This window comes from Spirillospora sp. NPDC047418 (assembly GCF_040643275.1).
GTDB lineage: Bacteria > Actinomycetota > Actinomycetes > Streptosporangiales > Streptosporangiaceae > Spirillospora.
Map to the genome: position 1 here is coordinate 44953 of NZ_JBEYTW010000017.1, position 20529 is coordinate 65481.

Below are 20529 nucleotides of genomic sequence, written 5' to 3' on the forward strand. Positions count from 1 at the left end.
CACTCTCGGCGACGGCGGACCCTGTCACCAGGGACGAACGTCCTTCCAGGCCGTGGCGGTGAGGCGGTACAGGACGTGGTGCCGCAGGCGGTGGCCTTCGGGGACGAGGGGGTGCTCGAAGTCGTCCGACGGGTCGGAGGTCATGCCGATGCGCTTCATGACGGCCTGGGATCTCACGTTGGGGACGCTGGTGAAGGAGACCACTTCGCCGAGGTGCGCCTCGTCGAAGGCGTAGCCCAGCGCACGGAGGGCGGCCTCCGTGGCGTAGCCGTGGCCCCAGGCGGGCCGGGCGAGGCGCCAGCCGATCTCCACCGCCGGCGTGAAATGGGCGTCGAAGCGCGGCACCGACAGGCCGGTGAAGCCGATGAACTCGCCGGTGCGGGCGACCTCCAGGGCCCACCATCCGAACCCGCTCTCGGCGAAGCGCGCCTCGACCCGGTCGATCATCGCGTCGCTCTCGGCGCGGGTGAGCGGCGCGGGGAAGTGCTCCATGACCTGCGGGTCGGCGTTCAGCGCGGCGAACGGCTCGCGGTCGGCCGCGGTCCAGGGACGCAGTAACAGGCGGTCGGTGCGCAGTGTCGAAGTCACCGACCGACCCTACTCGGATGAATGATCCCGGATCGCGGTACAGGCACGGGCGTTCATCGCGAGGAACATGGCGTCGCCGCGCTCGGTGGGCGTCCCGTAGGCGCAGCCGAGGACGATGATGAGCGGCGCTTGCAGGAGCGCGAAGCGGTAGTCGTCCCAGCAGAGGCCGAGCGGGTAGTCGCGGACGCCGTGCGCGAGCAGCGCCTCGTGGTAGCGGGCGACGAGGTCGCGTTCGTGGGCGCGGCGGTCGGCGACGCCGAGGCTCGTGGCCAGGAAGTAGGACAGGTCGCGGGCGGGGAGCCCGATGGTGAGGGTCTGCCAGTCGACCGTGATGGGCGCGCCCTCCGGCGGGAAGAGCAGGTTGTCGAGGCGGTAGTCGCCGTGGACGAGCCCGAAGCGCTCGGCCCGGTCGACCAGCCACGGGCCGACGGCGTCCGCGGTGCCGCGCAGCGTGTCCTCGTCCGCGGCGCCGAGCCGGCCGCGGAAGCGGTCGATGAAGATCTCTACGGCGGGGCCGTAGACCTCGGCGAGGGTCCCGGCATCCGCCGCGTCCGGGCGGGTCAGCCCGTCGACGTCCAGGAGGGACGGGTCGCACCAGCGCGGGCCGTGCAGCCCGGCGAGGCCGGCGACGCAGTCGCGCGCCCGCCGGGGCGGGCAGCCCGCGAGCTGGTCGCCCTGCACCGCCGGGGCGAGGTCCTCCAGGAGCAGGACGAACTCGAACGTGTCGAGGTCGATCTCGGCGTGGTGGCAGTGCGGGGTCCTGATGCGGACCGTCCCGGCGATGTCGCGGTAGAAGAGCACCTCGGTGCGGTAGGTGCCGCCGAGCATGGCCCGGACGGCGGGGTCGGCGATGGGCAGCTTCGCGACGAGGCGGGCCGGGACGCCGCTGCCCGCCAGGCTCAGCCGGTACACCGAGCCGATCTGGCCGGTCCCGATGGGCTCCATCGCGACGTCGTCGACGCGGCCGTCCAGGACGCCGCCGAGCCACGGCGCCGTGATCATCGCGGCGCCCGGCCGGGGTTGCGGGGCAGGCCGTCGAAGCCGTCCGGGCGGACGCGGCGGTAGGCGTCCAGCACGGGGGCGAGCTCGGCGGGCGTCGCGCCGTGCAGGATGACGCCGTCGGCGCCCGCGCCGAACTGGTCAAGGACGCGGGCCGCGCACCGTTCGGGGGAGCCGGTCGCGGACGCGTCGAGCCACTCGTCCGGGATCAGCCCGGCGACATGGTGCAGGTCGGCGGCGGTGCCGACGACGTCGAAGGCGCCGGGGTAGCCCGCGACGAGGTCGTCGGCGCGGAACCGGGCCAGCACCGCCGGGTCCCAGCCGTTGACCCCGGCGAGCAGGTCGCCGTAGCCCTGCAGGTAGGTGGCGAGGCGGCCGACGAGCTTGCGGAGCCGCGCCTCCTCGTCCAGGTGGTCGCCGACCGTGGCGAGCACCGACCAGACGCGGACGGACGCGGGGTCGCGCCCGGCCCGGTCCGCTCCGCGCCGGATCGCGGCGACGGACCTGGCGAGGGTCTCGTCGGTGAAGAAGGTGTGCAGGACGACGCCGTCGGCGACCCGCCCGGCGAACTCCAGCGTCCGCTCCCCCATCGCGGTGAGGAGGACCGGGATGTCCTCGTCGAAGGACGGGTCCTGGCTGAGGTAGGGGAAGGTCCCGGCGGGCCCGTCGTGCCCGGCGACCGCCTCGCCGTGCCACAGGCGCCGCAGGATGCCGATGACGTCGTCGAGCTGCGCGGTGGTGACGCGGGGCAGGCCCATGACGTCGAAGAGCATGTCGAAGCCGCGGCCGAGGCCGAGCGCGAACCGGCCGCCGGACAGCCGGTGCACGGTCGTCGCGAACGTCGCGGTCAGCAGCGGGTGCCGGGTGTTGTGGTTGGTGGCGGCGGTGGCGATGCCGATGCGCTCGCTCACCGCCGCGGCGGCGCCGGAGAGCGCGGCGGCCTCCTTGGTGGTGAAGCGCTCGGAGAGGAACACCGAGCCGAGGCCCAGCCGCTCCCCCTCGGCGACCTCGCCGACCAGATCGCGGGGGCTGCCCGAATGCCCGGCGAGCCCGTAGAAGCCCAGTTCAGGAAGATCGGCGCTGTGCACGAGGTGGAATCTAGTCTGGACAGCTGTCCATAATCAAGGGGGCCGCACACCGTAGACCGTCAGCCAGATGGCGCGGGCCAGTGTGCGCGCGATCTGCTCGTCGCCCGCCTCCTCGTCGTGGCGGCAGTGCGCCGAGATCGTCCGCTCGACCATCCAGATCAGCACCTGCGCGGTCGTCGGGACGTCCATCGCCGGGTCGACGGCGCCCGCGCGCCGCTCGGCGTCGAGCCGCTCCCGCACGACCTCGGCGAACCCCCGCATCCGGTCGCGCCAGAACGCCGCGACGTCCGGGTCGTAGCCGGCGACCTCCGCCAGGGCGCCGAGGACCCGGCGGTGCTCGCGGTAGGCGGCGATCATCTGCCGCATGGCGTGCGCGACGCCGTCCGGCCCGTCCGCGTGGTCGGCGCGCCACCAGATCACGGCCTCCCCGAACAGCGCCTCGACCGCCTGCTCGGCCAGCGCGATGAGCAGCCGGCTCTTGTCGGGGAAGTGCAGGTAGAACGTCGACCGGGCCACGTCGGCGCGCTCGGCGATCCGCTGGACGGGCAGTTCGGTGTAGGGCGTGCCGTCGGCCATCATCTCCGCCGCCGCCCGCAGCACCCGGGTCCGGACGTCCTCGCGCCGCTCGCGGACCTTCCTGCGGGGCCGGGTGGTGGACGCCATGGCGCCGAGCGTACCCGCCCCGGCCGCGATCGGACAGTGTGTCGACACAGTGCTTGACAGCGTTCGGCGACCGAACCACACTCGGTCCACGGCTCCACGCCAGGGGCCGGACGTCACGGGGGGCTCGGCCGAGGAGGCTCAACGTGGTACGTCCCGACACCCCGCGGCGGCATCTCGCCGTCCTGCTGGCACTGGTCCTGGCCGCCTCGCTGTCGGCCGCCGCCGCGACCAGCCGGCCCGCGCGCGCCGACGGCGATCCCGGCTCCTGGATCCCGCACACCGACATCACCCGCTCCGACCTCACGCAGGTGCCCGGCAAGCTCGCCGAGCCGTCCGACGACGGGCCGCACCCCGGCTCCACCACCGAGTGGTGGTACGCGCACGTCATGGACCCGGCGACGCACCGGACCTTCATCGCGATGCTGTTCACCGCGCCCGTCCCGACCGCGCTGATCTTCTGGTACCCGGAGAAGGGGCAGAAGCTGGTGCTCCCCGAGCCGGCGCTGGACGTGACGGCGGCGGACGGGCCGGTCGTGCGCAGCAGCGCCGGCGACCTCGTCTACGACCCCGCGCGCGGCTACCACCTGACCTGGCACGGGCTCTTCGCCAAGGGCGACATCTGGTTCGACGACGCGGTGCCGGGGGTGACCGGCGGGCCCATCCGCTACGACGGCGACCAGACGATGTACTGGTCGTCGCCCGTCGCCACGAGCCGGGTGACGGGCTGGCTCGAGCCGCCCGGATCGTCCCGAATCGACGTCACCGGCTGGCGCGGTTACCACGACCACAACTGGGGCCGGTTCAGCGTCGTCGACCAGCGCTACTCGGGCTGGGAGTGGGGCGTCTCGCACGAGCCGGACGGCACCGCCACCCTGCTCGGCGGCGTGGTGAAGGGCGACGGGACCTGGCAGGGCGTCGTGGGCCGCGCGACGCCGGGCGCGACCTACGGCTGCATGGCCACGATCGAACTGTCGGACTGGCGCGTCTCGGGCCTCTTCTCCTACCCGGACACCACCACGTTGTCGTGCCCGTCGTCGCTGCTCGCGACGCCCGACGGGCTCATCGGGAAGCGGCCGGGACTCAACCGCAGCTTCCACGTCGTCGACCCGTTCATCCTGGACGCCGGCCTTCTCGCGCTGCCCGAATCGCTCGGCCGCACCGTCCCCGGCTCGCTCGGCCTGATCGAGCACATCCGGACGCTTCCCCCGCGGCTCCCCCGCTCCTGACCGCCCCCTCTCCCGACCACCCTCTCCGAAGGACGGCGACCATGCCCGACCCGACACACGACGGCTCCGCCGCACCCGTCTCGCGGCGCCGGATCCTGTACGGCACCGCGGCCGCGGGCGCGGCGGCGCTGCTGCCCGTCCCGTCCGCCCGCGCGGCGGCCCCGAAACGGCGGGTCGCGGTGCTGGGCGGCGGCATGGCCGGCCTCGCCGCCGCCCACGAACTGGTCGAACGCGGCTTCGACGTGACCGTGTTCGAGCGCAAGGCCCTCGGCGGGAAGGCCCGGAGCATCCCGGTCCGGGGCACCGGCAAGGGCGGGCGGCGCGACCTCCAGGGGGAGCACGGCTTCCGCTTCTTCCCCGGCTTCTACCGCAACGTCCCGGACACGATGCGGCGCATCCCGGTGGCGGGCAACGCCAACGGGGTCCACGACAACATGTTCCCGCTGACGTCGACGCGCATCGCCCGCAACGGGGGCCGCTCGGACATCATCACGCCCGACTTCTCCGGCTCGGGCGGCGGGTTCGACCTGGCCGCGCTGCAGGAGACGCTGACGGGCGTCGTCGAGCAGGCGGCCGCCATCCCGCCGGACGAGCTGGCCCTGTTCGTCAACCGGTTCGTCGTCTACGTGACCAGCAGCGACGCGCGGCGCCTCGGCCAGTGGGAGAACGTGCCGTGGTGGGACTACGTGCGCGCCGAGGGCAGGTCGCGCGACTACCAGGCGATCGTGGCGCGCTTCCTCACCCGCGGCCTGGTGGCCGTGAAGGAGGAGGTCGCCAGCACCAGGACGGTCGGCGCCATGGGCCAGGCGTTCGTGTTGTCGGGGCTCGGCCTCGGCAGCGACGGCGGCCTGGCCCGCATGCTCAACGGGCCCACGAACGAGGCATGGATCGACCCCTGGGTGAGCTATCTGCGCGGACGCGGCGTCCGCTTCGAGGTGGACCAGGCGGCGGAGGCCCTCGACATCGTCTCCGGCCGGATCGGCTCCGTCCGCCTGGTGGACGCCGCCGGGCGGCGCCGCAGCGCCGAAGCCGACTGGTTCATCTCCGCGATGCCGGTCGAACGCGCGCGGAAACTCGTCTCCCCCGCCGTCCTGGCCCTCGACCCGGCCCTGGAGTCCCTCAAGAACCTGCACACCGAGTGGATGAACGGCCTGCAGCTCTTCCTGCGCCGCACCCCGGACGGCATCGGCCAGGAGGTGAACTTCATGGACTCCCCGTGGCAGATCACCGCCGTCCTGCAGAGCAAACTCTGGGACAGGGACATCTCCGGCGACTACGGCGACGGAAGCGTCCTGGACTGCCTGTCGGTGGACATCTCCGACTGGGACACCCCCGGAATCCTCTACCGGAAGCCGGCCAAGCAGTGCAGCCCCGCCCAGATCGCCAAGGAGGTCTGGGCGCAGATGAAGGACCATCTGGAGGACACCGGCCGCTCGGTCCTCCCGGACAATCTCCTGCACTCGTGGTTCCTCGACCCCGCGATCAGCTGGAACCCCTCCACCGGCCGCAACGCCAACGACGAACCCCTCATGGTCAACACCGTCGGGAGCTGGAAGAACCGCCCGCACCCCCGGACGAAGATCCCGAACCTGTTCATGGCGGGCGACTACGTCCGGACGGGCATCGACCTGGCCACCATGGAAGGCGCGAACGAATCGGGACGGGCCGCCGTGAACGCCCTGCTGGACGCCGCCGGCTCCCCCGCCGCCCCCGCCGAGATCTGGCCGCTCTACCAGCCTCCAGAGCTGGACGGCCTGAAAGACCTGGACGCCCGCCGCTACCGCGCCGGCCAGCCCAACCTTTTCGATGTGATGTGACCAATCACCGCCCGGCGCGGGCGACGCCGGGTCGCCTTCCGGCACTGATTCGGCCATGCCCGCGCCAACGCCCCCGCCCGCCGGCTTATCGATCTTGGCTTCCGGCAAGGGTGACCTGCGGAAACGCATCGGTCCGGCGAATTCGGGGGCATGCATGGGCGGCACGGGGCGGCAGTACGACGGGCATGGGGAGGACGCGGGAACGGAGGTGCTGTCCGCGCCGGAGTACGCGGAGGCACTGAGATACGACATGAGCGGAGTGAGCCCCGGAACACCCGCGGCGAGCTCCGGCGAGAGTTCGTGCGGCTCGCCGGTCAAGGGACTCGAGCAGCATGTCTGCATGGGCCTCAACGCGTGCGGCGGTTCCGACATCGACCGCGGCGCCCGCATGGCCGGGACCGGCAACTGCGCGACCGTGCGGCACGTCTGCCACGGCGAGGGGAACTGCCGCGGGCAGGGCGGCTGCGGCTACGCCGGCAGCGACGAGCAGCAGTGGCGGCCCGGTGAGCAGGCGTGCCGGTACAACGGCAGCTGCGCCGTCCCGATCAACGTCAGCCGGGTCTTCAGCAACGGGCCGATGAAGGGCAAGAGCGTCTGGAAGCAGGCGCGGCGGCTCATGGAGGACCGCATGTACCGGGCCGGGCTGGCGTTCGCGCCGTCCCCGGGCGGGGGCATTCCCGACGGGATGATCCCGCATTACGACATCGACGACGAGAAGATACCGCCGCCGCAGGAATCCGCGGCGAAGAGGACGGGCGACGGCGCCGCGCAGTCCAAGAAATGACGGGCTCCCGATCACTCGGATTCGGCATCGGACTTCGTTCCCCGCATATCGGATATGTACTGCGGCACACGCCGCCGGTGGAATTCTTCGAGGCGATCTCGGAGAACTACCTGGATTCCGCGGGGCGCCGCCGCCGCGACCTCGCCGAGGTCGCGGAACGGTACCCGATCGTGCTGCACGGCATCTCGCTCTCGATCGGCAGCACCGATCCGCTCGACTTCGGCTACCTCGCGCGGCTGCGGTCGCTCGCCGGCGCCGTCCGGGCCGTCCTGGTGTCCGACCACCTGTGCTGGACGGGCGTCCTCGGCCGCAACACCCACGACCTGCTCCCGCTGCCGTTCACCGAGGAGGCGCTGGCGCACGTCACGGCGCGGGTCCGGGTCGTCCAGGAGTTCCTCGGCCGCCGGCTGCTGCTGGAGAACCCGAGCACCTACGCGGGGTTCACCGCGTCCACGATGCCCGAGCAGGAGTTCCTGTCCCGGCTGGCCGAGGACGCCGACTGCGGGCTGCTGCTGGACGTCAACAACGTCTACGTGTCGTCGGTGAACAACGACTCCGACCCGGCGGAGTACCTGCGCGCGCTGCCGTTCGACCGCGTCGGGCAGATCCATCTGGCGGGGCACACCGACTACGGCAGCCACCTCATCGACAGCCACGACGCGCCCGTCGCCGATCCGGTGTGGGACCTGTACCGGACGGCGGTGCAGGCCGCCGGGGACGTCCCGACCCTGCTGGAGTGGGACGACCGGCTGCCCGCGTTCCCCGTCCTGGAGGCCGAACTCGGCAAGGCGCGGCGGATCGCCGCGGCGGTCCCGGCGACCCATGGGTGAGCTGGCCGGAATCCAGTCGTGGATGCACGCCGCGATCCTCGATCCCGACGGCCCGGCCGGCGACGCCGCCCGCGTCGTCACCGCGTCGGCGCGGCTGACCGCGCGGGAGCGGCTCGCGATCTACTGGCGCGGCTACCGGCTGCGGCTCCTGGAGTCCATGCGCGGCCTGCATCCGGGCCTGGTGCGCCTGCTGGGCCGGGACGTCTTCGACGGCTTCGCCCTGGACTACCTGGACGCGCACCCGCCCCGCGCCTACACCCTGTTCCGGCTGGACGAGGGGTTCGCCGCCCACCTGGCGGAGACCCGCCCGGACGGCGCCGAGCACTGGCCGGACATGATCATCGACCTGGCCCGGTTCGAGCGGGCCGTCACCGAGGCCACCGAGGCACCCGGGACGGAGGACGGCGTCCCGCCGGGGACGGGCCTGCGGGCCGTGCCCTGCCTGCGCCTGCTGCGGCTGACCTGGCCCGCCCACGAGTACCTGGCGGCCGTCCGGGAGGGCGCCGACCCGCCGCTGCCCGCGCCGCGGCCCGTCCACCTGGCCGTCTCCCGGCGCGACTACGCGCTCGTGGTGCGCGAGCTCGGCCCGCGCCCCTTCGCTGCTCTGGACACGCTCGCCAGAGGCGGGGCCGCCGGCCCGGTGCCCGCCGGCTGGCTGCGGAAGTGGACCGGGCTCGGCTTCTTGACCCGCGCCGAACGGCTCGGCGCGGCGCACGACCCGGCCGGGCCGGTCCCGGCTCCGATGGAGAGGAACACCGCACGATGAACGCCATGAGCACGGCCGAGGACACACGGCAGGACACGTCGATCGCCCCGGTCGACGCGCGGCGGGGGATCGAGACGGTCAAGGACCTGGCCGACCACCTGCACGCCGCGGCGCAGGTGGAGATGTCCACGATCCCGCTGTACCTGTTCTCGCTCTACTCCCTCAAGGTCGGCGGCCACTCCCAGTGGTCGGCTCCGCGCGGCGTGCTGCGCTCGCTGACCGGCATCGCCATCGAGGAGATGCTGCATCTTGCCCTGGTGCGCAACCTCCTGGTCGCGATCGGGGCCGGGGAGCGGATCACCTTCTACGACCGCAAGTTCCTGCCGGGCTATCCCAGCATGATGCTCCACCGGTACAACGACAAGGACCGCGAGGGGCACGAGATCAAGCTCGAGCTGAAGCGCCTGAGCAAGAAGCACGTGAGCACCTTCCGCAGAGTCGAGATGCCCGACGACGTCGACATGAAGGCGAAGTCGTTCGCCGGCCATCCGGAGCGCCCCGGGCAGTACGCGAGCCTGGGCGAGTTCTACCGCGCGATCGAGCTCGGCTTCGTGATGCTCGACGACCAGATCACATGGGACATCGCCAACGTCCGCAAGCAGTACAGCCGCGGCTTCTGGAACGAGTTCGGCCACGGCAAGCCGGTCCGGGTCTACAACCTGGAGACGGCGCTCCAGGCACTGGAACTGATCATCGAGCAGGGCGAGGGGTCGGCCGAGAACCGCGAGCGGACCCCGACCGGCGTGGGGATGGAGGACTTCACCCACTACGAGAAGTTCCGCCGGATCGAGCGGGGCGACGAGGGCATCGGCGCCGGCGACGGCAGCGCCAAGCACGAGATCGGCATCGACGACCCGGCGGTGACCTGGCCCGTCGTCTCCAACCCGAAGATCGCCGCCTTCACGGGCAACCCCCGCGTCCACGGCCTGATGGAGCTGTTCAACGCCGCGTACTGCTACACGCTGTGCCTGCTGGACGAGACCTACAAGCACTCGACCGACGACCTGGAGAAGAAAGTGGTCTACACTCCCCCGGCCCAGCACGGGAACGAGGCCGGGAAGAGGACGCCCCGCACGGAGCAGTTCAGCCACCGCTACCGTCTGGAACGCAACGACATCGCCGCGATGCAGGGGATCCTCTACCCCATCGCCCAGTGCCTCGTCAGCACGCCGATCGATCCGGGCAAGCCCGACTCGCCGCACGCCGCGCCATCCTTCGAGTTCTACGACTTCGGCGGCGCGCCGAAGAAGCGGCAGCTCGAGCAACTCTGCGACAAGGCGATCCAGCACTTCCCGTCGCTGGGCGGCCCCGACGGCGTCCGCCGCCAGATCTCCCTGCTCGCCGAGGTCTGACCGGGGCCGCCGGCACCGCGGGGTGCGCGGGGTGCGCGCCGCGTCAGGTGTTCAGGGAGGAGCGGCGGCGGCGCGGGCCGCGCTCGTGGGCCGTCCGCGGCTGGCCCGCCTGCGCCTTCGGCGCCTGGGACTTGCCGTTCCGGGACTTCTCGGGCCGAGAATTCGCGGTCTGCGACGTCCCGCTCTGAGTCCTCGCGGTCTGGGCCTTCGCGGTCCGGGTCCTCGCGCTCTGAGACTTCGCAGTCTGGGACTTGGCGCTCTGGGACTTCGCGGCCCGGGGCTTGTCCGCCTGCGGCTTCGCGGCCTGGGCCTTCGCGGGCTGGGGCCTGCCGGCCTGCGCGCCGGGGGCGGCGGCGCGGGACGGGGTGCGGGCGCCGGTGATGCGGGCCAGTTCGGGGTCGCCGGGGCCCACCTGCGCGATGTGCGGGGTGATGCCGGCCTTGCTCATCAGGTCCTTCATCTCGCGGCGCTGCTCGGGCAGGACGAGGGTGACCACGGTGCCGGTGCGTCCGGCGCGGGCGGTGCGGCCGCCGCGGTGGAGGTAGTCCTTGTGGTCGGCGGGCGGGTCGACGTTGACGACGAGGTCGAGGTCGTCGATGTGGATGCCGCGGGCGGCGACGTTGGTGGCGACGAGGACGTTGACGTCCTCGCTGTGGAAGCCGTTCAGCGCGCGGTTGCGCTGCGACTGCGACTTGCCGCCGTGCAGGGCGGCGGCCCGCACGCCCCGGGCCGTCAGCTTCCGGACCAGGCGGTCGGCGGCGTGCTTCTTGCCCACGAACATGATCACCCGCCCGTCGCGGGAGGCGATGTGCGCGGTCGTCTCGTGCTTGTCGGTCTCGGTGACGTGCAGCAGGTGGTGCTCCATCGTCGCGACCGCGCCGGCCGACGGGTCGACCGAGTGGGTGACCGGGTCGCTGAGGAACCGGCGGACGAGCTGGTCGACGTTGCGGTCGAGCGTCGCGGAGAACAGCATCCGCTGGCCGCCGCGCGGGGTCTGCTCCAGCAGCCGGGTCACCTGCGGCAGGAAGCCCATGTCCGTCATCTGGTCGGCCTCGTCCAGCACGGTGATCGCCACCTCGCCGAGCCGGCAGTCGCCGCGCTCGATCAGGTCGGCGAGCCGTCCGGGGGTCGCGATCAGGACGTCGGCGCCGCCGCGCAGCGCGTTCGCCTGGCGGGACAGCGACAGGCCGCCGACGACGGTGGCGAGCCGCAGCCGCACGGCGTCCGCGTACGGGGTGAGCGCCTCGGTGACCTGCTGGGCGAGCTCCCGCGTGGGCACGAGGACCAGCGCCAGCGGGGCGCGCGGCTGCGCGCGCCGCCCGGCGGTGCGCGACAGCACGGCCAGGCCGAAGGCGAGGGTCTTGCCGGAGCCGGTGCGTCCCCGGCCGAGGACGTCTCGTCCGGCGAGGGCGTTGGGCAGGCTCGCGGCCTGGATGGGGAAGGGGGCCGTCACGCCCTGGCGGCCCAGCTCCGCGAGGAGCGGCGCCGGCATCCGCAGGTCCGCGAACGACTCGACCGGGGGCAGTGCCGGAGTGGCGGGGGCGGCCGGAGCGGCCGGGGTGGACGTCTTCGGGGCGCCGGCATCGGCCCGCTTGGCGGGGCGGCGATGGCGGCGTTCCCGCCCGGCGGGCGGGGCGGTGCGTGGCATGGGAGACCTTCCTCGAAAGCGGTGCGTGTCGAGGAGGTGCCTCTCAAGACGAACCGGAATGAGGCCGGCGGCACTCGGGCGGCCGGCGGGGGCGCGAACGCGCGGCGGGCGGGCCTTGGGGAGGCCGCCCGCCGCGCGGCGTGCCATTAGGCGGGGACGATGTTCTCCGCCTGGAGGCCCTTCTGGCCCTGGGTGATGTCGAACGACACCTTCTGGCCCTCCTGGAGCTCACGGAAGCCCTGGGCGGCGATGTTGGAGTAGTGGGCGAAGACGTCGGCGCCGCCGCCGTCCTGCTCGATGAAGCCGAAGCCCTTTTCCGCGTTGAACCACTTCACGGTACCGGTGGCCATGGTCGTTCTCCTTCTGGTCGGTCCCGGACGCACACCGTGTGCGGCCGGGGCGCCGCGATGGCCCATCCGGAAAATTCCAGAGCAACAAAAAATGCGCCTGCCGAAGTAGATCCGCAGGCGCATGCACATGTCTTGGGAACCGCAACTACGACAACGCTACCACATGGCCCGGGGGAGGGCGCCGGTGCCCGGATTTTACTGTGATGATTTCCATATGACCTGCTGAACACGGTCCGCGGAGGGTCCCGGAGAGCGCATACTGCAAAGGTGAAGTCCACTGAACCCGGCAGACGGCGACACCTGCCCACCAGCCCGTTCAAGCCTCCGCCCGCAGCACCGCCGGCAAAGATCTTCGCGCCGGACGACCGGGTCACGCACGACAAGTACGGACTCGGCCGCATCCTGGAGGTCCACGACGGCCGGGCCGTCCTGGTCGACTTCGGGAACCAGAAGGTCAAGATCCTCGCGCCGTTCGCCAAGCTCTTCAAGCTCTGACCACCGGCCGAGCCGCGGCCGGCGCGCTCGTCGGCGCCGGGCGGGCGAAGCCCGCCCGCGGCGTCGGCGGTTCCCGCCTTCCTCCTGGCCGGTGCCAGGCCGGCGCGCCGGCCGCGCCCGCTCGTCCTCGGACCGCTGCTTCTCGCCGGTGTGCCCGGCGGGGGTCGCGGTGAGGACGGCCGTCATCTCCATGAAGCGGCGGCGGCCGAATCTCTCCCCGGCGGCCGGGCCCATGGACAGGTATTCGCCGTCCTGTTCGCTGAAGCCGCCGTCGGTGAGATGGACGGCGATGGGTTCCGCGCTGCGGTCGAAAGGCGGCAGCCCGTTCCAGTTCTCGGCCCACGGCCGGTTTCCGGCCGCGTGCTCCTGGAGGCGAGGCGTTTCTCGCCTTTGTGGAGAGCGGCGATGACGGCGGCTCACGAAGGGTCCGGGTGGACGTCCCCGGCCGCGTCGCGTTCGGTCTCGGTCAGTTCCTCGGAGGAGACGGTGAGCGCGTAATCGCGGCGCGGGTCGAAGTCGGGGGACTCGTCGACCCGGTCGAGCACGTCGGCGACGAGTGTGCGCAGGAAGAGCCGGGGCGCGGCGCCGGCCGTCCCGCCGAGTTCGCCGGTGACGGCGGCGGCGAGGCCGGCGATGTAGGCGTCGTCCACCTTCTCCGGAACGCGGGGCGAGGCCCCGGCCGCGTACAGGTCCCGCACGCTGCGCCCGAGTTCCCCGAGTTTCGGCAGGTCGAAACCGGTGAGCCGGAGCTGGACGGCGGGCGGCGAGCCGAATCGCGGGTCGGGGGTGAAGTCGGTCGCGAGCCGTCGCGCGAGCGGGGCGAGCCGCTGCACACCCTGCCGCCCGTCGAAGAACGCGGGGGTGCCGGTGACGACCAGGAACAGGCCGGGGAAGCCGCCGCCGTCGATCTCGTCGAGCAGCCGCCGGAGCGCGTTCAGCCCCTTCTCGCGGACGTCGCCGCGCACCCGCTGCAGCGTCTCGGTCTCGTCCAGGACGACGAGCAGCCCGGGATGGCCGCAGTCCCGCAGCACGGTCAGCAGCCCCCGCAGGAACCCGAGCGCGCCGCGGTGGTCGAGGTCGCCGCGGTGGTCGAGGTCGCCGCGCACCCCGGCGGCCCGCCGCGCCGACGGCCTCCGGCCGCCGAGCCGGGCGATGAGCGCCTCGGCGGTGGCGGCGTCGCCGTCCTCCCGGGCCCGGCGGTAGCCGTGCAGCGCGGCGGCGAACGCGGGCGTGGTCCGCGCGACCTCGGCGAGCCGCCGCTCCATCAGCTCGCCGACCGCGCGGGCCAGCCCGGCGGGGTCGTCCTCGGCGGCCGCGCCCGCGTCCAGCACCTCTTCTTCGAGGGTGTAGAACCACAGGTCGACGATGGGGCGCAGCGCCCCGGCGGGGTGCGTGGCGGTGGCGAGGCGCTCGGTGAGCCGCCGGTAGACGGTCTCCAGGCGGTGCAGCGGCGTCTCGGTCGCGGAGATCTGGATCTCGGCGACGGCGAGCCCGGCGCGTTTGGCGCGCTCCCCCAGCCAGCGCGCGAGGAACGTCTTGCCGGACCCGTGCTCGCCGCGGATCGCGTGGAACGCCGAGCCGCCCTTGCCGACGGCGGCGAGCTGGTCGTCCAGCGCGCCCGCGAACCGGTCGAGGCCGACGGCGAACAGGTCGAGGCCGCTGCGCGGGACGGTGCCGCGCCGCAGCGCGTCGATGACCTCCCGCCGCCGGACGGCGCCGGCCCGCCTCATCCGTCCACCTCGAACCGCTCGCGCAGCGGCTCCGCTTCCGTGCCGGGCGGGGCGAAGACGTCCTTCGTCCCGCCCCTGGGCTTCGGCGTGCGCGGCGCCGCGCTCTTCTCCGCGGCCACGGTCGAACCTTACGCCGGGCCGGACGGGGCCCGGCTCTGGTCCACCACGCAGAAGGCGTTGCCGTCCGGGTCGGCCAGGACGACGAAGTCGGGGTCCGGTGGATACAGGTCCCAGGCGAGCCTGGTCGCCCCGAGCCCGATCAGGCGCGCGACTTCGGACTCCTGCTCGGCCGTGGTGTCCACCAGCAGGTCGAGATGGATACGCGGGTGCGGTTCGGCGGGCGACTCGCTGCGCATCAGGCCCAGTGCCCGGCCTGATCCGTCCGCGTGCTCCAGTGTCCGCCAAGTCGGGCTCTCCCGCTCTGGTACCGCCACCAAGTCCAGGGCGGACGTCCAGAACGCCACCGCGCGCGGCACATCGGTCACGCCGATCACCGGGAACCCGAGTCTGAGCATGACCACGAGTCTACGAAGCCACGCGTGATTCCGGTGGTTCGGCATCATCGCGTCAGTTCGCCGTCCGCACCGGTTGCCGGAGGACGGTCCTGAGTTTGGCGGGTTCGGCACGGCGGGGGTCGCCGATGTAGATCTCGTGGTGGTGTCCGGTCATCCGCAGGTTGTTGGCGGCGAGGTACTCGTGATGGAGCTTGGCGAGTACGGGTCCCTCGTCGTCGTAGGGTCCGATGTGCAGGAGCTGGGCGCTGGTGCCCTCGTGCAGGGTCTCGTAGCGGACGTCGGCGATCGTTGGGAGGCCCTTCTTCGCCAGCGCGGCCTGCTTGGCCTCGTCGATGAAGTCCTCGGTGATCCAGTCGGGCTGGCTGATGAGCATCCGCCACTGCCAGGCGTCCTTGGCGCGGGCGGTGAACACCTCCGGGCGGTCGGACCACCACAGCCCTTCGAGCGGCCCGACGACGAAGTCGCGGCCGAGGGTCCGCTTGCTGGCGAACTTGATCGTGTAGGCGACGCTGTAGAGGGCCTCGACGGCGCGGGCGTAGTCGGCGCTGGTGTTGGGGTCGCCGCGGCCGTCGACGGCGATGAACCGCTGTGCCGGCACGTCGACCAGCGCCCACTCGCTGTTCTTGGGCGCGTAGTACTGCTTGAGTTCTCGCTTGACGTCATATCGGGTCATGGCCGTCGCCTTCCGGGTGGGGGTTGTCGGTTGATCGGCCGGGGCCGTCCAGTTCCGCCCGGTAGGCGGCCAGCCATTGCCGTTCAGCGGCCAGTTGGCCCAACGCGTAGTCGAAGATGGCGCGGGCGAATCCGGGCATCCCCGGTTGGGCGTCGCGGGCGGCGCCGATGGCGGCGATCTTCTCCGCCAGGGCCGCGGCCCGCCGGTCGAGCGCGGCCCGGAGCCGGTCGGGTTCGATGACCGGCTGGTTGGCCAGCCCGGCCAGGACGGGCGGGAACACCGGTCGGAGTTCGGCCACCACGGCCTCGGCCGCCCGCGCGCACGCCCGGCGCCCCTCGTCCGTGGGCGCGTAGACCCGGCGGGCCCTGCCCCGCGCCGGCCTGGACGCCTCGACCTCGGCGATCAGCCCGCGGTCGCGGAGCCGGGCCAGCAGGTAGTAGATCGAGCTGAAGCCGATCTCGGTCCACTCGCGCATGCCGCGCGCGCTGATGACCTCGTCCAGTTCATAACCGTGTCTCGGCTTCTCCACGAGCAGGCCGAGCAGGGTCAGCTCGGCGGGCGTCAGATCGGCGGCCATCGCTTTACTCTAGTACTAGAATACAAGGGAGCGGGCATTCCGGTCAGGAGGCGGGGCAGCTCGGCAGCCGATGGAGGGTGACCGTGCGCGTTTCCGGTCCCCGGACGATGTGGAACTCGGCGCATTCGGCGGCTTCGACCTCTCCGGACGCGGTGAGGGAGATGTAGTCGGCGACGGCGGTCGTCTCGGCGCTGCTCTGCCGCTCGAAAGACCACAGCGCGCCCAGGTCCCCGGCGACGGCGGGCCGCACCCGTTCCCGCGTGATGGGCCCGTCCTCGTTCGCGGCGGCGAGTGCGGCGCGCGTCTTCTCGGCGGTCTTCCAGATGCGCGCCATGGCCTGGGGACGGGTGCCGGGCGGCCGGGCTCACTGGTCCTGCCTGGCGATTCCCACGTGCGGTTCGTCGACTCGCGTGCCGTCCCCGCCGTCGGCGAAGCGCAGCAGCCGGGTGTTGGACGCCCGGGCCGCGCGCAATGCGGCGTGCGCGTCGAGGCGGCCCGCGCGGGCCGCCGCCTCCAGTCCGGCGGTCATCGTCCCTCTGACCTCGCGCTCGGCGTCGCGCTGCGGGCCGTCCAGCCATCGCGGCAGCCCGAACCACAGCGGGAGGACGCCCGAGACGAGCGCGACGGCGACGGTGCCAAGGAGCCCCGTGCGCCAGGCCCCGGGTGGAGGATGCACGCCGGGAGGCTCCGATGAGCACCGGGTTCGGGGGGAGTCTTTCTTTCGGAACCGACGGAAGGAAGAGTTGTGGCCAAGCTGCTGTACTCGGCGACGATGTCGCTCGACGGCTTCATCGCCGGGCCGGGCGGGGACATGTCCTGGTTGACCGAGCACCTCGGCGAACCGAATCCGACCGCCGAGCGCCTGCTCGCGCAGATCGGCGCGCTGCTCGTCGGCAACCGCACGTTCGGCGGGGACGACCCGAACAAGGGCACCGACAAGGAGGGCGCGTTCGGCGGCGAGTACCAGGGGCCGGTGGTCGTCCTGACGCACCGGCCACCGGCCGGGCCTCCGGCGGGGGTCACGTTCGCCGGCGACCTCGGGACTGCGGTCGCGGAGGCCAGGGCCGCCGCCGGGGACCGCTACGTCAACGTCCTGGGCGCGGACGTCGCCCGGCAGTGCATCGAAGCGAAGGTCCTGGACGAGGTGCTCGTCTTCATCGCCCCCGTGCTCCTCGGGGACGGGGTCCCGCTGTTCGACAACCCCGGCGGCGAGCGGGTCGGGCTGGAGCGGCTCCCGGGCGAGTCGGCGCACTGGTACCGCGTCGCGTACTGACGTCCGGCGCCGCTACTTCGCGGCCAGGGCGCGCAGGGCGAGTTCCACCTCGTGCTCGATGCCGTCGGGGATCAGCGGTGCGACGCGGACGAGCCCGAGCAGTTGGTAGGCGATGTCGCGGGCGGGCACATCGACGGCGAGGGTGTGGTCCGTGCGGGAGCGGTCGACGGCCTCCTGGCCGAGCCGGGCCAGCGCCGCGGTGAAGAACGCGCGGAGAGCGGCCATCGCGGGCATCCCCTCGGGAAGGGACGCCCCGGCCAGGTCGGCGAGGTCGGTTCCCGCCACCGCCTGGACGAGGTGCTCCCGGGCCGGGAAATGCCGGTAGAGGGTGCCGACGCCGACCCCGGCCGCCGCGGCGACGGCGCGCATGTCGACGGCCATGCCGCGCTCCCGGAAGGCGTGCTCCGCCGCCGCCAGGATCCGCTCCCTGTTCGCGACGGCGTCCCCCTCAGCATCGGCGACCACGACGACGCGGACGCCGCGCGTCTAGCGGCGGTCGAGGACGGCCGCTGACCGTCCGGGGAAATGGGCGTGGCCGAAACCGGACACGTCCTTGCGGAACGTTCCCGTCCCCCAAGGGATCCAAGCGGGTCAGCACCCGCCCCTGGCCTGGAGTTCGCATGCCCGCTCCCGATACCGATCCCGAATCCACCGGTCTCGCACACCGGTTGCGGACAGACCGTAAGTGGCGGCGCGGCGCGGTGGCCGCGGCGCTCGCCCTCGTGCTGGTCGCCGCCGCCGTCGCCGCGGTCGCCGCGCAGCGGGCCGGGCCGGGCGGGATCTCCGACGGGCCCCTGACCGCCGCGCCCGCCACCGCCGACCCCGTCCCGGCCGGCCGGATCGTGCAGAAGGTGCCCGCCAACTGCGGGGTGTCGAAGGGCACGGCCGCCAGGCTCGCGCCCGGCTCCGACCCCGACGCCGAGAAGGGCGGTGTCTTCCGGGCGGGCGGCCCGGGCAGCTGCATGTGGTACTCGCTGGACGACGGCAAGGCCAAGTGCGGCTTCTGCACCGGCGACTTCCGCAACGAGCGCGTCCTCGACGTCGACATCGCCCTCGCCGGGAGTCGCCTGCAGTCGCCGATCAGCGACGCGCTGCGGCTGATGGACGACACACCGGCCTTCGCGCGGGGCCCTGCCCGTCCCCAGATCGTGGAGGGGCTGGGCGAGGAGGCCACCGCCCGCTACTCGGCGGACACCGAGACCGAGGGCGCGATCGTCAAGTTCCGCGTCGGCAACGCCGTCGCGACGATCCGCTACCGGGGCTGGGACGCCGTGCGCGGCGGGCGCAGGACGATCCAGGAGAAGACCGCGCTGGACGGCGCCCTGGCGGCGGCGTCGGAGACGGCGAAGAGCATGGGCACGGCGGCGCGGCCCGTACTGAGCCGGGTGAAGCATCCGGGCACGCCGCCGGTGCGGCACGTCCCCAAACCGTGCGACGCGGTCGCGGCGGCCACCGTCGACAAGGTGGCGCGCGGCGCGTACCGGAGGCGGGCCACCGCGTCCCTGCTCCCCGCCCTGAACTGGCCGGGGACGTCCACCGACGCCTGCACGTGGAAGGCGCGCACGTCCCGGTACTCCGGCGAGGGCCAGTCGCGCACCCTCACGGTCGCGATCATCGTCGAGGAGGACCGCGTGCCCGGTCTCGGGGCATTCACGGCGGCGCGCCGGTACCTGGGCGTCTACGAGAACATGCGGGCCGGCAACGCCCCGGGATCAGACCGGTTCACCGGGTTCGAGCCCCTGGCCGGGCCCGGCGAGCGGGCGTTCGCGGTCACCCGGGCCGCGCGGACGTCGTCGAGCGGCGACGAGGGCTTCGTGGTCTTCCAGAAACGCAACCTACTGGTCGAGGTGTCCTACCAGGGCGCCGATGAGGAGACGCCCTTGAGCGGGAACCGGCTGGTCGACAGCGCCTACACGGTCGCCGTCGCGGTGGAGAGGTCGTTGCGGTCATGACGGGAACGCCGCGGACCACCGCATCGCCGAACGGGACCGGCGGGGCCGTCCTGTTCGCCGCCGTCGTCGTCATCGTGCTCAGCATCGTCCTGGTGAAGGCGCTGCCGTCGCCCGGAAGCCTCGACCGGCTGCCCGACCCGCCGGCCGGGCCCGACCGGGTGCCGGCGGGACCGGCCGTCGGGGCGTACCCGGAGCGCTGCGGGGTCTCCGCCGCCACGCTCGCCCGGCTGGTGCCCGACGCGCGGACGGCGAAGGACGGCGGCCAGGGCACCTGCACGTGGTCGTCGCACCGGGACGACCGGAAGTCCGAGCGGCACCTGTCGGTCGGGTTCACCCTGTTCGCCGGCACGGCGCTGCGGCCGGGGGTGCCGCAGACCGGCCGGGCGCCCGCCGCCGCGGCGATGAAGTCGCTGGGCCCGAAATGGTCCAACGTGACCGGCACGGCGGTGACGGGTCTCGGCGACGAGGCGTTCGTGCAGGTCTCCCCGTCCACCGGCGCGACGGTCGTGATGCGGGTGGGGAACGCGAACGTCACCGTCCAGTACCGCTCGCTCTTCCTGCCGCTCCCGGAGGAGACGGCACGGGACGGCGCGTTCGCCGCCGCGTCCGAGGTCGCCGCCGCCCTGGGCACGCGCACGCCCGCGCACCCCGCGATCGCCGCGGCGCCGCGGCCGACGCCGGCCCGCACCGTCCCCGACCTGTGCGCGGCCGTGTCCGAGCGGACCCTGCACCGGCTGGTGGAGGGCGACTCCGTCACCGGCGAACCCGCCTCGCGCGGCGGCGCCCTCGCCATCAAGGACGCCGAGGTCAGCAACTGCTCGTGGCGGTCGATGGACCGCGAACTCGCGGTCTCCGCGGCGGTCGTCCCGGGCTCGGGCCTGTTCGACGGCGCCCGGCTCGCCACCCGCGAGTACGTGATGCGGCACGCCGACGCCCGCGCGGAGGAGACGCTGAGCGTCCACGACAGGAAGTACTTCCGCGCCGTGACCGGCCTGGGCGACCAGGCGTTCGCCGTGCAGGTCCCCGAGGTCGTCCCCGGCGAGGTCGTCTTCCGGGACGGCAACGTGCTGGTCCGGGTGACCTACGAGGCGACGGACGAACGCGAACCGCTCAGCAGGAAGCACGCCCTACGAGGCGCCTACGCGGCAGCCCAGGAGGTCGCCCAGTCACTGACCACCCACTGACCATCCGGCCCAGCCGCCC

General features: G+C 73.0%; 24 protein-coding genes. 10 read left to right on the forward strand and 14 right to left on the reverse strand.

Going from position 1 to position 20529, the window contains the following annotated elements; genetic code table 11:
• Positions 1 to 24: 24 nt before the first annotated feature.
• Genes ABZ806_RS13700 through ABZ806_RS13715 form a run of 4 tightly spaced genes read right to left on the reverse strand, consistent with a single transcriptional unit; the run spans position 25 to position 3338 of the window.
• Positions 25 to 588, reverse strand: a complete 564-nt coding sequence (locus ABZ806_RS13700; protein ID WP_500217400.1) for a GNAT family N-acetyltransferase — start codon at positions 586 to 588, stop codon at positions 25 to 27.
• Between the two features lie 9 nt (positions 589 to 597).
• Entirely contained in the window at positions 598 to 1590 is a 993-nt protein-coding gene (locus ABZ806_RS13705) for a phosphotransferase family protein (RefSeq protein ID WP_500217402.1), read from the reverse strand.
• Positions 1587 to 2675 carry a TIGR03857 family LLM class F420-dependent oxidoreductase gene (locus tag ABZ806_RS13710; RefSeq protein ID WP_500217403.1) on the reverse strand — a complete coding sequence of 363 codons (1089 nt, stop codon included), beginning with the start codon at positions 2673 to 2675 and terminating at the stop codon, positions 1587 to 1589. Before ABZ806_RS13710 ends, ABZ806_RS13705 begins: the two co-directional genes overlap by 4 nt.
• Before the next feature lie 33 nt (positions 2676 to 2708).
• Positions 2709 to 3338: a TetR/AcrR family transcriptional regulator gene (locus tag ABZ806_RS13715; protein WP_500217404.1), complete on the reverse strand. Its 630-nt coding sequence runs from the start codon at positions 3336 to 3338 to the stop codon at positions 2709 to 2711.
• Positions 3339 to 3481: 143 nt separating this feature from the next.
• On the opposite strand from ABZ806_RS13715, the gene ABZ806_RS13720 reads away from it, so the two are divergent.
• From ABZ806_RS13720 to ABZ806_RS13745, 6 genes are all read left to right on the forward strand, one after another.
• Positions 3482 to 4564 (forward strand): hypothetical protein, encoded by a 1083-nt coding sequence (locus tag ABZ806_RS13720; RefSeq protein WP_500217406.1) that lies wholly within the window; start codon positions 3482 to 3484, stop codon positions 4562 to 4564.
• A gap of 41 nt (positions 4565 to 4605) precedes the next feature.
• Positions 4606 to 6381 (forward strand): hydroxysqualene dehydroxylase, encoded by a 1776-nt coding sequence (locus ABZ806_RS13725; protein WP_500217408.1) that lies wholly within the window; start codon positions 4606 to 4608, stop codon positions 6379 to 6381.
• A gap of 154 nt (positions 6382 to 6535) precedes the next feature.
• Entirely contained in the window at positions 6536 to 7165 is a 630-nt protein-coding gene (locus ABZ806_RS13730; RefSeq protein ID WP_500217410.1) for a hypothetical protein, read from the forward strand.
• Positions 7162 to 7995: an MNIO family bufferin maturase gene (gene bufB, locus ABZ806_RS13735; protein ID WP_500217412.1), complete on the forward strand. Its 834-nt coding sequence runs from the start codon at positions 7162 to 7164 to the stop codon at positions 7993 to 7995. The genes ABZ806_RS13730 and bufB overlap by 4 nt, the downstream gene beginning before the upstream one ends.
• Positions 7988 to 8761, forward strand: coding sequence for an HvfC/BufC family peptide modification chaperone (locus ABZ806_RS13740; RefSeq protein WP_500217414.1), 774 nt, complete (start codon positions 7988 to 7990; stop codon positions 8759 to 8761). Before bufB ends, ABZ806_RS13740 begins: the two co-directional genes overlap by 8 nt.
• A gap of 5 nt (positions 8762 to 8766) precedes the next feature.
• Positions 8767 to 10113, forward strand: a complete 1347-nt coding sequence (locus ABZ806_RS13745; RefSeq protein WP_500217416.1) for a ferritin-like domain-containing protein — start codon at positions 8767 to 8769, stop codon at positions 10111 to 10113.
• Positions 10114 to 10156: 43 nt separating this feature from the next.
• Here ABZ806_RS13745 and ABZ806_RS13750 read toward each other — a convergent pair whose 3' ends face one another.
• Together ABZ806_RS13750 and ABZ806_RS13755 are read right to left on the reverse strand one after the other, a co-directional pair.
• Entirely contained in the window at positions 10157 to 11761 is a 1605-nt protein-coding gene (locus tag ABZ806_RS13750; protein ID WP_500217417.1) for a DEAD/DEAH box helicase, read from the reverse strand.
• A 146-nt stretch (positions 11762 to 11907) separates the two neighbouring features.
• The gene (locus tag ABZ806_RS13755; protein ID WP_024936225.1) at positions 11908 to 12111 is read right to left on the reverse strand and encodes a cold-shock protein; all 204 of its coding nucleotides are present in this window, start codon (positions 12109 to 12111) and stop codon (positions 11908 to 11910) included.
• Between the two features lie 267 nt (positions 12112 to 12378).
• On the opposite strand from ABZ806_RS13755, the gene ABZ806_RS13760 reads away from it, so the two are divergent.
• Complete coding sequence (locus ABZ806_RS13760; protein WP_500217419.1) at positions 12379 to 12606, forward strand: hypothetical protein; 228 nt, start codon at positions 12379 to 12381, stop codon at positions 12604 to 12606.
• 416 nt (positions 12607 to 13022) lie between these two features.
• Here ABZ806_RS13760 and brxD read toward each other — a convergent pair whose 3' ends face one another.
• The 7 genes from brxD to ABZ806_RS13795 are packed head-to-tail and all read right to left on the reverse strand — an operon-like array spanning position 13023 to position 16777.
• Positions 13023 to 14336: a BREX system ATP-binding protein BrxD gene (gene brxD, locus ABZ806_RS13765; protein WP_500217420.1), complete on the reverse strand. Its 1314-nt coding sequence runs from the start codon at positions 14334 to 14336 to the stop codon at positions 13023 to 13025.
• On the reverse strand, positions 14333 to 14455 hold the full coding sequence (locus ABZ806_RS13770) for a hypothetical protein (protein ID WP_500217422.1): 123 nt from the start codon (positions 14453 to 14455) through the stop codon (positions 14333 to 14335). The genes brxD and ABZ806_RS13770 overlap by 4 nt, the downstream gene beginning before the upstream one ends.
• Positions 14456 to 14464: 9 nt before the next feature.
• Positions 14465 to 14851, reverse strand: a complete 387-nt coding sequence (locus ABZ806_RS13775) for a VOC family protein (protein WP_500217425.1) — start codon at positions 14849 to 14851, stop codon at positions 14465 to 14467.
• A gap of 52 nt (positions 14852 to 14903) precedes the next feature.
• Positions 14904 to 15524 carry a GyrI-like domain-containing protein gene (locus ABZ806_RS13780; protein WP_500217428.1) on the reverse strand — a complete coding sequence of 207 codons (621 nt, stop codon included), beginning with the start codon at positions 15522 to 15524 and terminating at the stop codon, positions 14904 to 14906.
• On the reverse strand, positions 15511 to 16101 hold the full coding sequence (locus ABZ806_RS13785) for a PadR family transcriptional regulator (protein ID WP_500217431.1): 591 nt from the start codon (positions 16099 to 16101) through the stop codon (positions 15511 to 15513). The genes ABZ806_RS13780 and ABZ806_RS13785 overlap by 14 nt, the downstream gene beginning before the upstream one ends.
• A gap of 43 nt (positions 16102 to 16144) precedes the next feature.
• Positions 16145 to 16435 (reverse strand): hypothetical protein, encoded by a 291-nt coding sequence (locus ABZ806_RS13790; protein WP_500217433.1) that lies wholly within the window; start codon positions 16433 to 16435, stop codon positions 16145 to 16147.
• A gap of 30 nt (positions 16436 to 16465) precedes the next feature.
• Entirely contained in the window at positions 16466 to 16777 is a 312-nt protein-coding gene (locus tag ABZ806_RS13795; protein WP_500217435.1) for a hypothetical protein, read from the reverse strand.
• Between the two features lie 69 nt (positions 16778 to 16846).
• Between ABZ806_RS13795 and ABZ806_RS13800 the strand changes: the two genes are divergently transcribed.
• On the forward strand, positions 16847 to 17374 hold the full coding sequence (locus tag ABZ806_RS13800; RefSeq protein ID WP_500217437.1) for a dihydrofolate reductase family protein: 528 nt from the start codon (positions 16847 to 16849) through the stop codon (positions 17372 to 17374).
• Between the two features lie 12 nt (positions 17375 to 17386).
• Here the strand turns inward: ABZ806_RS13800 and ABZ806_RS13805 are convergent, their stop codons facing one another.
• Positions 17387 to 17839, reverse strand: coding sequence for a TetR family transcriptional regulator (locus tag ABZ806_RS13805; RefSeq protein WP_500217439.1), 453 nt, complete (start codon positions 17837 to 17839; stop codon positions 17387 to 17389).
• 155 nt (positions 17840 to 17994) lie between these two features.
• Here ABZ806_RS13805 and ABZ806_RS13810 point away from each other — a divergent pair, with 155 nt between their 5' ends.
• Together ABZ806_RS13810 and ABZ806_RS13815 are read left to right on the forward strand one after the other, a co-directional pair.
• Entirely contained in the window at positions 17995 to 19326 is a 1332-nt protein-coding gene (locus ABZ806_RS13810; RefSeq protein WP_500217441.1) for a hypothetical protein, read from the forward strand.
• Positions 19323 to 20510: a hypothetical protein gene (locus ABZ806_RS13815; RefSeq protein ID WP_500217544.1), complete on the forward strand. Its 1188-nt coding sequence runs from the start codon at positions 19323 to 19325 to the stop codon at positions 20508 to 20510. Before ABZ806_RS13810 ends, ABZ806_RS13815 begins: the two co-directional genes overlap by 4 nt.
• Positions 20511 to 20529: the final 19 nt, after the last annotated feature.